Origin of the sequence: Siphonobacter sp. SORGH_AS_1065 (assembly GCF_030818595.1) — a bacterium.
In the GTDB taxonomy this organism is placed as follows: domain Bacteria; phylum Bacteroidota; class Bacteroidia; order Cytophagales; family Spirosomataceae; genus Siphonobacter.
Genome location: NZ_JAUTAM010000004.1, coordinates 48,688 through 60,974, shown reverse-complemented (window position 1 = coordinate 60,974; position 12,287 = coordinate 48,688). Strand labels below are relative to the sequence as shown.

Here is a 12,287-nt window from a genome sequence, read left to right as displayed (position 1 = left end):
TTTGACTGGAACGAAGGGAAGAAATACCATTAACAGGCCGTAAGTTCCTGAACTTTGGCCATTAAGTTACGAGTAGAGAAGGGTTTGGTCAGGTAAAGATCAGCTCCGAAGGATAGGCCCTTTTCAATGTCGCTTTCTTTACTCTTGGCACTCAGAAAAATGATTTTGGTTTCCTGTAAGGATTGGGATTCTTTTACCTGGCGGCATACTTCATAGCCATCTACGCTGGGCATCATGATGTCCAGCAGAACCAGGTGTGGCGTTTCCTGGCGAATGATGTCCAGAGCCTCGGCTCCGTCACGGGCAATGTACACTTGGTAACCTTCCTTTTTCATCAGGAATTCCAGCGACATGACTATGCCCGGTTCATCGTCAACAATCAGAATTTTCATAACACACATCAACAAAATCTCAATGGTTGGGTTGAGATTCGGTTCGTTTTATAGAGTCAAGGAGTTACGGATTGAATTCAAATATACGCAAGTTTGTTCACTAACGAGGGGCTTCACCACGCATGTGTACGTTGGGAAAACAGGAAAAGCCCAACAAGGTTCATTCGTTTATCCCTGAATGCAACCTTGCGTAAGTACTCAGAATGATCACTCCAAGCGAACGGGTAACTGCACAATAAATAAGGCTCCGTGACCAGATTCGCTGTGTACTGCAATCGTTCCGCTATGCAATTCTATGATTTTTTTGGTAATGGCTAAGCCCAAACCGCTGCCTTTGGGTTTGCGGATGGTTTGATTTTCAGCCTGATAAAACTTGTCGAATATAAGTTTCTGATAATCCAGAGCAATGCCGGGCCCGTTATCCTGTACCTCAATAGTAATCTTCTTATCAGTAGTGTAGGCCCTGAGTTGGATTACTCCCCGGTGGGCTTCCGTATATTTGATAGCGTTGGAAAGCAGGTTAATGAGTACCTGCATGATTTTATCCCGATCTGCCTGCGTAGTGGGCAAGTTTTCATCCAGCGTCACCTCCAGTTTGACCGACTTATCCAGAGCCAGTTGTTCAACCGTCTCAATGGCTTCCCGAATCACTTCTCGCATCTGAACGCTTTCCGTGCGAAGGGATTGTTTTCCGGATTCGTATTTTTCCAGATCCAGCACCTGACTAATGAGACGGGTTAATCGATCCGACTCCCGAATAATGGTGTTCAGGAAATGATCCCGCTGGTCGGTTTCGAGTTCAGGATTATCCTGTAAAATTTCACTTAGAGCCTTGATTGACGTAATAGGTGTCCGTAATTCGTGGGTAACGGTGGTGAGAAAATCATCTTTCAAACGATCCGTCCGTACCATCTGTTCGTTAGCTTCACGAAGTTGCGTCGTGGCTCGTTCCAGCTCGGTTTGATGCTGGCGAAGCTGGCGGTTGGTGAGGATTAACTCCTGCGACTCCTTCAGAATTTCTACGACCTCATCCACCGAAATTTTCTCTTCCAGCGTTACCGAGGCAACCATTAACCGAGCCGAAGCCGAACCCACCACTCCGGCCAGCAGGTTTTCAGCGTAGTTCACCAATTGGGGCGAAGCCCGTTGCCAGTTGAGGTCAATTTCGTTTTCACTGGCAAAGCGTTCGAGTAACTGAGCCGTTCGTTCTTTACCAAAAAATTGACTCAACAAGCTTTGTAAATCAGGAATATAAGCCGTTCCTCGCCAGATGGTAGAGCTTTCGATTACTTCGGAATATTTAAAAATGTCCACGAATAAAATCGCCTGATTGTGCTCCATAGAGGTTTGTGGAAAGCGAATCGAAAGCAATACATATGCCAGCACATTAACCAGTAAACTCCAGAAAATGGCGTGAGATATTCGGTCGAAACCCTCCAGCCCAAACAGAGCTGAAGGCTTCAGCAATTCCAAACCCCAGGGGCCGTGCGTGTTCAACGAAATAGGGAAGAAACCCGCTTCCGCCAGCATGGGAATCACGAGGGTATAAAACCAAAGGGTAAAGCCCAGAATCAGTCCAACGGTGGCTCCGTATCGGTTCCCCTGTTTCCAGAAAATACCACCTAATACAGCCGGAGCCAACTGAGCTACTGCGGTAAAGGACACCTGGCCAATGGACACCAAGGGGTAGCGTCCGGCGAGTTTGGAGTAATAGAGATAAGCGGCGACGAGCAAAAACAGAATACTAATCCGGCGGGAGCGGGTCAGGAAGCTTCCCAGATTGGGCCCAATGCGTCGGCGGAGGGTAGGTTGCGTCAAGACATAAGGCATCAACACGCTGTTACTGAGCATCGTACTTAAGGCAATGGTTTCTACAATGACCATCCCCGTAGCCGCCGAAAAACCACCCAGATAAGTAATCAGAGCCAGCCATTCTTTATCAAAATACAGTGGAATAGCTAAGACATAATTATCTGCATTGACGGCCTGATTCTGAAACAGGATCGCTCCGCCAAAAGCGATGGGTAATACGAAAAGGTTAATAATCAGCATGTAAAGCGGAAACGACCAGATCGCCCGGTTGAGGTGACGCTCGTCCGTATTTTCAACCACGGCTACCTGAAATTGGCGGGGTAACAACAGAATGCTGAGGGTAGAAAGCAACAAATGCCAAAACCAGGAACCATAGCCGCCCTCGGGATCGATGGTAAAGAGCTTTTGAAGTTCGGGTTTGTGAGAAGCCTGCGTGAAAATGTCGCCAAAACCATTAAAAACGCCGAAGGTAACATAACTGCCTACGAGTAAAAAGGCCAGCATCTTTACCAGCGACTCGGCAGCAATGGCCGTTACCATGCCTTCGTGTTGTTCGGTAGCTTCGATTTTTCGCGTACCGAAAAGGATCACGAACAAGCCTAATCCAACGGCCAGATATAAGGTTAAATTACTGGTAAGTTCTTCTTTTTGAGGGAGTTGTGCTAGTACAGCAAAGCTCGTAGAAATGGCTTTAAGCTGAAGTGAAATGTAAGGGACGATCCCTACCAGACAACAAAGTGCGACCAGAGCCCCCAAATTGGCGGATTTCCCATACCTGGAAGCCACAAAATCGGCCAGCGTGGCGATGCGTTGTACCTTACAAATGCGGATGATTTTGCGTAAAATAATCCACCACAGGGGAGCCGTCAAAGTAGGTCCTAAATAAGTGGAGAGGAATTCTACGCCGTTGGTGATCACTCGTCCTACGGAGCCATAATAGGCCCAGGCGGAACAGTAAACGCTCAGCGACAGCGAGTAAATCCAGGGATTGGAAACCCAGCGACGGGCGGGTTGAGAACGTTCAGCCCAGTAAGCAATGCCGAAAAGAAGTCCCAGATACATGACCGAGACAATAACTACCCAGCCACTATTCATGATTTCTGCGAGTCCAGTACCAATACATTAAAATCACCAGCCCCAGCCATACGATAAACAGATACCAGTAGAGCAGGGGAATGCCGAGCCAGAGGATGGGTCGGTTAAAAAGCGATAATAAAGGGAAATTGAGAATGAGGGCAAAAAGTAAACTAACGATAATCAGGTACTGACCCCGCAATCTTTCGTTCATGAGCTGCGATTTAAACCGCAAAGGTACGCCAGGATCAGTAAGAGATTGCCGACGAAGGGTAAGGGAAAGATTGATAAAGTTAATCCTTGAACCGTTCCCAGCGAATGAGCATGAATTTATCGCCCAGTTCGGTAACCAGTACGCCAGAGCTTCGCAGGTTTTCGCGGTTGGCAAAGTAATCAGCCAGCTCCTTATGGTTGAGGATTTTGTAAGTGGGTTTATACTCAGAATTCTTGGGGATTTTGATCTGGTACTTCTTTACCCAGTTCATCACTGAAACGTGACTGACACCGAGTAGCCGCTCGATTTCTCGGTAGCTAACTCCTTCAATATAAAGTTGCAAGGCCTTAATGACGTAATACGTACTAATCCCTTTTCCTAACTTGTCTACGGTGAAGTGATACTGACAAGCTTTACAAAAAAAACGTTGCCGATCTTTAATAACCCCCGATTTGGTAACGTCCGAAGAATCGCAGCGGGGGCAATCTGGATGTTGCGTTGAATCCATTCGCTTACAATTGAGTAGCAAACATATAGCTAATTAGCAGAGAATGGAGAATAAAATGACATTTTTTCAAGAAAGGAATAAATCATGGAATTAAAACTACGTATGAAAATGCTCTATTAAATCTTAGGTAAGAATGACTGGATACAATACCGGGCAGTACCATAAGACTTATACTAGGCATCTCTGTGAGATTCACTTCAAAGAAATAGCTCTTAGCAACTGAGGACTCTTACGTAGGTGCTGGGTTGGTCAACTCGCAGACTTTCAGGCAGATAGGATATAGGAGTAACACGATGAATAATTGTATTTAGAGTATATGTACTTATTTTATAGATACATGATTATTAAATTCGTTGGCGATACGAGAAAGAATTTAAGAAAATATACCATTTTCGATTTATTGATTTCATTAGGAGAATCACGTGCTTTTAAGCTGACGATATTCATCATCTATGCTTACTACCAAGTCTCTGGCTAATTTCATCATTAACCATTATTGACGATACGTATGAAGGCTTTGCTGAGTTTACTGATTTCTTTAATGCCCTTTGCACTGTGGGCACAGTTAACTATTACCACTACTTCGAGTACTGCGTATAGGCATGATCGTGAAAATTCCATTTACCCAGCTTTTGTAGATAATTTGCCTTACCAGAGTTGGACGGAAAACGGCAGTAAAAGCTATTTCCAGCTTCAGGCTAAAGGGGGGCAGTCTTATAATTGGAAACTAATCAAGGGAAATCTTCCCCTTGGATTGAGCTTAAAGGAGGATGGAAAAATTATAGGTACTCCTGAGAAAGAAGGTAAATACACATTTACTGTACAAGTAACGTCCGGTAAATCTTCAGCGATAAAATCTTTAACATTGGTAGCAGAGCCTTACCGAGCTTATTGGATGACTGAGGCTAAATTTGGGGTAATGCCACAATGGGGAGCCTTTGCTGAGCCTCGGGTAGTAAATGCTCATCATATTCCTAACTTCGAAGCCAGAGCGAAGGCTTTTAATGCCGAGGAATGGGCGGAGAAAACGATAGAAATGGGTGGAAAAGTGATGAATATGACTGTAAAAGGAGGGGATGCTATTCGTTTATGGCCCTCCACTACTCCTAGCCAGGCAAACATGAAAACCAGTCGAAATTTTGTTGGAGAGTTAATTAAAGCCTGTCATGCTAGAGATATAAAATTTGTAGCTTACTTCGCCCCTGACATGTTTTGGAATCCAGGAAACACAGATTATGCAGTACTAGAACCTAATAATCCTGACTGGAATGAGTGGGGAACGTTGAATATCGGACTCGTTCGTGAATTGCTGGCAATGGGAATTGATGGCATTTGGGTAGACGTAGGAGGAACTCCCGAACTTTATAAGGAAGTAGGGGTAAATCCTAAATGGTTTAACTGGGATAAAATTATATCAATCATAAGGACTCAAAATCCTTATGTTACCATTGCTAATAATCCAGGTATACGTAGAAAAGGTACTATTTTAAAATACCCCAATATGGATGTTATAGTCAACGAAGGAGGTGCGGGGACCTCCCGACTAGAATTAGAAATAGCTAATCCGCCTATCGTGAAAAAAAAAATGGCAGTTGAAGTAGATAACTTATTGGATGTTGCTTGGTCCTGGGAACCATCTAAGGGTGTTCCCAAGACAGCGAAGCCGGCCTCTGTCATTATTGAAAATATAAAAAAAAACTGGGACAATGGAGTTACTTATATGTTAAATTGGCCAGTAAGAACGGACGGAAAATTTATTGCTCCTGAATATGAAAGTACTCTAGAGGAAATAGGAACCTTTATTAAAGGCCATAAAAAAAGAGCCAGATCAGCCAGAATTACTGCTAATCGCAATGTATTAATTGATACAAAATTATTAGCTCAACATACGATAGATAAAAATAGGTTTAATGCTTATAAAACACTATTTAAAAATACTATTGGAGATACCATTCAGACAGATTTTCAGGGGAATTACCGTGGGATGCGTATTACGGTAGGCAACACGCCAATACTTTTAGGTGCCATTGCTCAGGCGTCTTTATCTGCGAAATCAGAAATACTGATTAAAGAATATGCAACGGATTTTCCCGTACTGTCTTATGAAGGGAAGCAAATGATAAAAGATTCAGTAACCAGGTATGTTTTGATTCCCGAAACTCGTCTTGAAGCTGGTCATTCGTATATTATTGCAATGAAGGAGACTGGGAAATACATGGCTAATACATTTGAAAAAGTGCCTGTAAACCCTGATTTACGAATTCAAGAACGCTACATCTTGAATGAAAATGGAGATCGAGGGCCTATAATGACTGATAATTATGGAGCCTTACTTAATTTGAAATATAAACTATTAACTACAGAAACCAGTAACAATCTAGCTTTAGGGAAACCAGTAACTTTTCTATCGAATAAATCTGGGGAATTAGGGCCAGCGACTGGTTGGTGGTACGCTGAAAATGCAGTAGATGGTAATTGGGCTACTGCGGCCATTGCTGGTGGTGAGTACAGTTACACATTGCGACTTGATTTGCAAAAAAAGCAAACTATCAGTCAGCTAAAAGTAGATTTTCATCCAGACTATTATGCAACAGAATTTGAAATATATATATCATCTAATGGAATAGATATGGTAAGAAAAAAGCAGGTGTATAGTAAAGAAAATATCAAGAAATTTACCTTTAATTTAGGGAAAACCAATGCTCGGTATATTTACATTAAAGCACTAAAACCTAATGCCGAAAAACAACTAGGTACGCAAATGGGTATTCAGGAATTGCAGGTGTTTAAGTAGATATAATTAGGTAAAATTGTTATAATCAAGATAAGTGTATCAATATCAGTTACTCGGATTTTATACGTACTGTTAAACATGAAAGGCAATTGGTTAGACATTAAAAGATTAAACGAATGACCATTAGTATTTTTGATTCAATATAAATATTTAAAAAGTAGGGAGGTTTTCAAAAAAAATTACTAATAATAAAACCCTGATAAATTTATCAGCAGCTTGCAAAGCCAAGTAATTCTTATGCTAGTAGTTTAACGGTTTACCAAAATTGATGTTTTCATAATGAACCCAACTTAGCTAGCTAACTTGTACCCACTCTGGTAACTTCCGGTTTGCCAAAGTTCATGATCGGAGTACATTAGATTTTGTTTTTTAGGAGGAGTGGATAAAGTAGCAATGGCTGTAATCAAACCTCCCACTGGAGATAGTAGAAACGTGGTCAGGTACGTGCCAGTTCCTGCTCCTTTGTATCCTTTGTAATACTGATAAGCGTCCTGAGTGCCTGAATTATACAAAGCGTTTTTGTCTTTGGGTGCGTTATCGCTGAAGTAAGTTACTGGCGGAGCTTCCTGTGGTTTTGCTTCTGTAGAGGTGACTATCTTTCTGCTTTTCAGGGGCGGTAAGGAGCTAATTAACTGGAAAGGGGCAACGCATGGTTTGAATCTAGCACCAGATGAAGCGTTAATGAGTGGATTTTACAGGGCTTCTTTAGCAAACGACGTGCGGACGGGTAAACCTGAATCTCTAACACCTGAAATCTCTCTGGAAGGTGGGAAAACGTGGGTGAATAATGATGCACTAACGGCTAAACAGAATCGTCACCCGATTGTACGAGTTTGCCGAAATGCGAATGGAACGGTCGTCGTTGGCCAAAATCCAGTACTAAATGCCAAACCTTTGGACGTGACTTTTAAAGTAAAAGAATTGCAGGATACGATTCGGTTACGCGACCGGGAAATCTATATGGGAAGAGTACAAAAAAAACTGATTTTAGTTGATAACCTTCTGAAGAAAAGGCAATTAATCAATGTAAACTAATTATAACATCATATGTCAAATCGTATCACTCATATCAGAAAGCCAAACGTAGACAGTAGCGTAGAACACATAACTCATGTAAAAGGGACTAATTCAAATGGTGTTTTTGAATATCCTGTATCTACAGTTATCTACTACATAAAGCAAGGCTACGAATTTTATGTACAAGCCGGAAGTGAAAAAGCTATTGTCACTTATCAAAAAAGTGCATATGGAAATGAATATATAAAGACAAAACCTGACTCTACTCGCAGAGACAATTTGCTAAGTCTTCCGCAATTTTAAATAGTTGTAAGGAGCTATATTAATCGCGATGTATCATTAAAGTAGAGTGACTAAAGCGTGACCAGAAATGAAAAAAGCCTGATTATCTAATTGATAATCAGGCTTTTAGCAGAGGGTGAGGATCTGGAAAAATAATTTGATAATATACTGATAATCAATATATTATCATGTGTTTTTTAGAATATGATTACATATTACTTAGTTAAAGTACAGTCACTATTTAAAGTAATATTTTTAAATGATTGATAATTAGTATGTTAAGGATGTAATTGTATTTCTTATTGCCAACAAGAAATGCATTCACTATATATTATGAAATGTTACAATATCCTCGAAATCTTCTCCTTTTAATAGTGATACTATTTTAAGGAATGGAAAATCTTCAACCTCTATAGCTTTGAGTTGCTTTAAATAACAAATCATTAGAAAAAGAGGCTTATATCTATTACGTAAATAATCTTCTAACTCGTGGTAATCTTTTTCTGATTCTGGTACGTGATACTTTAGATCATCTCCCCATAATTCCACTGCTATAGTAGTACATGCCTTATCAATAGCTTGGACTGTATCTTGAAGATTCTCAAAATATATCTTATTCTGTCTTTTATAAAGGTCAAGAAGGGTTTCCAGTTCTTTCACCTCATTTTCTAAGTTTTTGTTACTTAGAGTTATATCCTCATTGGAGGTTTTTTTTATTTCCTCTTTACCATACTGAAGTAGTTCTATGATGGTCATTCCAAGGACATAAGCAATTTTTTCTAATTGTTCCAGTGTAAGCTTAGTGCCTCTGTTTTCGAATCTATGATAGTTAGATCTCTCAATATCAAGCATTTTAGCCATTTCGGATTGCTTGATTCCTTTGTCTTCTCTAGCCTTTCTTATCTGTTCTGATAGCTCCATTTGTTACAAATAGTGATAACACTTTTACAAAACAGTGTAAATATTTAGAAAAAATAGTTATCATAATTTGGAACATTGTGTTCTATGATATTATAATTGCATCCACAAATTAATAACAACAAGAAATGGACTCTATACAAGCAGTATCTCCTCTTGCTCGAATCATAGCAAGGTATGAGTGCGAAAGTCATTTGGCATTTAAGCCCAAACCTTCATTCTATGATAGTATTGGAATTAATCGGATTAGATTTTGGAAACTGGTCAAAGGAGAGAAAGAACCAGTTACTAGTGAGGTTAGAAGTTTAGCAAAATTCCTCAAAATCAGTGAACAAGAACTTATTTAACAAAAAGCCCCGGCACTACTCGCAATAGTAACCGGGGCGAAATAATCTCGGAAGAGAAGGCAAAGATTATGATTAATAAAAGAAATTTAGCTCGTTCAGAGCGATTTATTCGCCAGGCCAATCAGGCCTCAATGCCAAAGTGCAGAGTTTCCTTTTATTTCCATGCCTCTAAAAGAGGCGGTTATTGTGGCACCGTATATGTGAAAGTTGGTATAAATGGCAAAGATGCCCAAATGAGTACTGGTATCTTTGTTGAGAACCGTAAACACTGGGATAGTGCTACAGTTTGTATCGCTGGAAATGAATCTAAAACGCTACTTCTTAGACATCTGAAGACAGAAATTGAAGCGGTGTATGTGGAACGCTTTGTAACAGATCGCAGCTTAGATCCTTTTATCATTCTTCAGGTAGCAGCAGGATTAAGAACGCATGATGAAAATGTGCCTACTGTATTAGAAGGTGTAGACAAATGGGTTAATCAATACCGGGAACGTTTACACATAGACGTTACTTCTTCTACGCTTCAAACCTATGTGCAGTATGCTGACCGCATTAAAGAATTTTTAGCGTATCAGGGTTATGGGAGCCGCTTGACTTTTGACGATGTGAAGCCAGCAATGGCCGCAGAACTGATTCTATACTTAAAGAAGAAGCGTCAGTACAGTCATAATTATGCTATCAAGATCGTACAGTTTCTTCGCTCAGCAATCAACTATGCTATTGCCTACGAATGGGCAGACCGTAACCCCTTATCTGCTACTCGGTTACGCAAAGAGTTTAGAGAAATCTCTGCTTTAACGGAAGCACAGGTTCAGCGGATCATCGACGCTGATTTTGCTTCAACAGCTTTAGAGAAAGCACGTGATCTGTTTGTTTTTCAGTGCTTTACGGGCCTTGCTTACGCTGATTTACGAGAGCTGAGTATAGGTAATTTGATTACGACCGCAGACGGCCAACTTTACATTGAAAAGCCCCGCAAAAAGACAAGTGTAGTTCAATGCATTCCATTGCTGGAACCCGCTTTAGCCATGCTTGCTAAGTATCAAAATGACCCCTGTCGTAAACGTGGCTTACTTTTCCCCGTTCCTTCCAATCAAAAGCTTAATCAGTATCTGAAAGACATTCAGGACTTATTAGGTATTAAAGAGAAGATTCACACGCACTTAGCTCGTAAGACCTGTACCACGCTATTTATTGTCAATGGTGTCCCCCAGGCTACTACTTGTCAAGTAATGGGTTTCTCGCTTCAAATGATGGAGAAGCATTACTTAAGTGTACGTAAAGACGTGATTTTAAGCGATGTGCATAAAGCTTTTCAAGGTAAGTTCACGGTTCACCGCAATGATGAGAAACCTCTTACCTCTCAGGCGTTATGAATCTATTCGAAGAACTAGAAAGCCTCAAAGAGCAGGTGAATCTATACGCCAAGAAGCATCAAGAGCAAGAAGAAGAACTCTCAGAAATGACAGGAGAGTACCTTAAATCTCTTCAAGCGGGCCAAGCTCTAATTCAGGAGAATAAATGGCTTTGGCAACAGGTAGAAACGCAGCAAAACCTAATCGGCAAGTACTTGAGTGTGATCAAACGCCTAAAGCAACTTTTGTTACTACCTAATTAACACAAAAGCTCTTTCCAAGTGAAAGAGCTTTGTATGGTGCTGCTTGTGTATAATTCATTCATTCAAAAGCCTACCTGAAGACTTTTAAAACCGTGACAAATATATGGCAAAAGAGCGTTCTACCTCTGAAAATGCCCCCAAAATAACTCGCATTCAACACTTTATTTTCAATCGTTTTGACCTTCGCTATAACGTGATTGCTAACGAACTCTTGAGCCGTCCCAAAGGCAGTCAAGGCAGCTTTGAAATGATTGACAAAAATGAGCTAAACTACCTCTTGTTTGAAGCGGGATTTTCCAAATTTAGCTCTGAGCTGGATACTATCATGGCCGTGAAGGTTCCCAAGTTTGATCCGATCAAACATTACTTTGAGCATTTGCCCGCCTGGGACGGCTTCACCGACCACATCAACTATTTATCCAGCTTCGTAGAGACGGACGATAACGCTTTCTTTCAAGCTATGTTCAAGAAGCATCTGGTTCGAATGGTACGCCAGGGACTGGCTCAAGAAAGCTCATTCTTTAACAAACATTGCCTAACCTTTGTGGGGCGGCAAAATGACGGTAAAACGTCATTCTTTGACTTTTTAGTACCGCCATCACTTTTCAACTACAAACGCAAAGGGCTTGATTTTGGTAAGAAAGACGGGCTTATTTCATTGGTGCAAAACTTTCTCATAAACCTAGATGAATTGGCTTCTTTTGACAAGAAAGAGCTGAACAATGAGTTTAAGACGGTGCTTTCAGAAAGTGCGGTCAAATTTCGGGCCTTATACGACAAGAACGAACGGCCTCACACTCGCCGGGCTTCGTTCGTTGCTTCTACTAACCAAACCGAGTTCTTAACCGATGAAACGGGGAACGTTCGCTGGCTGGTCTTTCAAGTCAAAAACATCCGGCACGACCAGGGCGGCAAACGCGGTTACTCGTACTTAGTTGATATTGACCTGGTATGGTCACAAGCTTACGCCCTTTGGAAAGATCGCTTTGCCGATCAGCTAGACCCCGACGAGCTAAAAACGCTAGAACGTCGCAATGCTAATTTCTTACGCGTATCGCACGAAATGGAACTAGTGCGAACGCACTTTGTCCCCGCCGTCAAAGGGGAAGCTAATGCCGTTTTCTGGCAGACCACTAAACTGATGAACGAACTCAATAGCCTGACCACACTTAACCTACGAGCGGAAATGATAGGTAGAGCGTTGACCGCTCTTCATTACCCTCGATCTAAGGATTTTGGCGTGTACGGTTACTGGTTAAAGCGGCTAGCAACCCTCTAAAACACTTACCTAACTTACCTAAGCTTATAAAG

Annotated in this window: 12 protein-coding genes; 6 read left to right on the top strand and 6 right to left on the bottom strand. The window is 41.3% G+C overall.

The features are described from left to right. Positions 1-29 precede the first annotated feature (29 nt). The 4 genes from QE390_RS01110 to QE390_RS01095 all read right to left on the bottom strand — a co-directional run bounded on the left by QE390_RS01110 (position 30) and on the right by QE390_RS01095 (position 4,000). Positions 30-392 carry a response regulator transcription factor gene (locus tag QE390_RS01110; RefSeq protein WP_307140756.1) on the bottom strand — a complete coding sequence of 121 codons (363 nt, stop codon included), beginning with the start codon at positions 390-392 and terminating at the stop codon, positions 30-32. Between the two features lie 207 nt (positions 393-599). Continuing rightward, positions 600-3,299, bottom strand: a complete 2,700-nt coding sequence (locus tag QE390_RS01105) for a sensor histidine kinase (RefSeq protein ID WP_307140755.1) — start codon at positions 3,297-3,299, stop codon at positions 600-602. Next, the gene (locus QE390_RS01100) at positions 3,292-3,492 is read right to left on the bottom strand and encodes a hypothetical protein (RefSeq protein ID WP_307140754.1); all 201 of its coding nucleotides are present in this window, start codon (positions 3,490-3,492) and stop codon (positions 3,292-3,294) included. Before QE390_RS01100 ends, QE390_RS01105 begins: the two co-directional genes overlap by 8 nt. A 79-nt stretch (positions 3,493-3,571) precedes the next feature. Beyond that, the gene (locus tag QE390_RS01095; RefSeq protein ID WP_106635717.1) at positions 3,572-4,000 is read right to left on the bottom strand and encodes a helix-turn-helix domain-containing protein; all 429 of its coding nucleotides are present in this window, start codon (positions 3,998-4,000) and stop codon (positions 3,572-3,574) included. A gap of 508 nt (positions 4,001-4,508) precedes the next feature. Here QE390_RS01095 and QE390_RS01090 point away from each other — a divergent pair. Next, positions 4,509-6,794, top strand: coding sequence for an alpha-L-fucosidase (locus QE390_RS01090; protein WP_307140753.1), 2,286 nt, complete (start codon positions 4,509-4,511; stop codon positions 6,792-6,794). Between the two features lie 290 nt (positions 6,795-7,084). On the opposite strand, the gene QE390_RS01085 is transcribed toward QE390_RS01090, so the two are convergent. Further along, a complete protein-coding gene (locus QE390_RS01085; RefSeq protein WP_307140752.1) occupies positions 7,085-7,306 on the bottom strand; it encodes a hypothetical protein in 222 nt (73 codons plus the stop codon). A 142-nt stretch (positions 7,307-7,448) separates the two neighbouring features. Between QE390_RS01085 and QE390_RS01080 the strand changes: the two genes are divergently transcribed. Next, complete coding sequence (locus QE390_RS01080; protein WP_307140751.1) at positions 7,449-7,829, top strand: hypothetical protein; 381 nt, start codon at positions 7,449-7,451, stop codon at positions 7,827-7,829. A 12-nt stretch (positions 7,830-7,841) separates the two neighbouring features. Beyond that, a complete protein-coding gene (locus tag QE390_RS01075) occupies positions 7,842-8,114 on the top strand; it encodes a DUF3892 domain-containing protein (RefSeq protein WP_307140750.1) in 273 nt (90 codons plus the stop codon). 303 nt (positions 8,115-8,417) lie between these two features. On the opposite strand, the gene QE390_RS01070 is transcribed toward QE390_RS01075, so the two are convergent. Further along, complete coding sequence (locus QE390_RS01070; protein WP_307140749.1) at positions 8,418-9,014, bottom strand: helix-turn-helix domain-containing protein; 597 nt, start codon at positions 9,012-9,014, stop codon at positions 8,418-8,420. A gap of 577 nt (positions 9,015-9,591) precedes the next feature. Between QE390_RS01070 and QE390_RS01065 the strand changes: the two genes are divergently transcribed. From QE390_RS01065 to QE390_RS01055, 3 genes are all read left to right on the top strand, one after another. After that, positions 9,592-10,734 carry a site-specific integrase gene (locus QE390_RS01065; RefSeq protein WP_307140748.1) on the top strand — a complete coding sequence of 381 codons (1,143 nt, stop codon included), beginning with the start codon at positions 9,592-9,594 and terminating at the stop codon, positions 10,732-10,734. Further along, a complete protein-coding gene (locus QE390_RS01060; protein ID WP_307140747.1) occupies positions 10,731-10,976 on the top strand; it encodes a hypothetical protein in 246 nt (81 codons plus the stop codon). Before QE390_RS01065 ends, QE390_RS01060 begins: the two co-directional genes overlap by 4 nt. A gap of 103 nt (positions 10,977-11,079) precedes the next feature. Further along, a complete protein-coding gene (locus QE390_RS01055; RefSeq protein ID WP_307140746.1) occupies positions 11,080-12,255 on the top strand; it encodes a VapE domain-containing protein in 1,176 nt (391 codons plus the stop codon). Positions 12,256-12,287: the final 32 nt, after the last annotated feature.

Bases quoted from the DNA above. Each gene is read 5' to 3' on its own strand.
- QE390_RS01065 (WP_307140748.1), top strand. From the start codon at position 9,592: ATGAGTACTGGTATCTTTGTTGAGAACCGTAAACACTGGGATAGTGCT.
- QE390_RS01060 (WP_307140747.1), top strand. From the start codon at position 10,731: ATGAATCTATTCGAAGAACTAGAAAGCCTCAAAGAGCAGGTGAATCTA.
- QE390_RS01055 (WP_307140746.1), top strand. From the start codon at position 11,080: ATGGCAAAAGAGCGTTCTACCTCTGAAAATGCCCCCAAAATAACTCGC.
- QE390_RS01100 (WP_307140754.1), bottom strand. From the start codon at position 3,492: ATGAACGAAAGATTGCGGGGTCAGTACCTGATTATCGTTAGTTTACTT.
- QE390_RS01070 (WP_307140749.1), bottom strand. From the start codon at position 9,014: ATGGAGCTATCAGAACAGATAAGAAAGGCTAGAGAAGACAAAGGAATC.
- QE390_RS01075 (WP_307140750.1), top strand. From the start codon at position 7,842: ATGTCAAATCGTATCACTCATATCAGAAAGCCAAACGTAGACAGTAGC.
- QE390_RS01105 (WP_307140755.1), bottom strand. From the start codon at position 3,299: ATGAATAGTGGCTGGGTAGTTATTGTCTCGGTCATGTATCTGGGACTT.
- QE390_RS01095 (WP_106635717.1), bottom strand. From the start codon at position 4,000: ATGGATTCAACGCAACATCCAGATTGCCCCCGCTGCGATTCTTCGGAC.
- QE390_RS01090 (WP_307140753.1), top strand. From the start codon at position 4,509: ATGAAGGCTTTGCTGAGTTTACTGATTTCTTTAATGCCCTTTGCACTG.
- QE390_RS01110 (WP_307140756.1), bottom strand. From the start codon at position 392: ATGAAAATTCTGATTGTTGACGATGAACCGGGCATAGTCATGTCGCTG.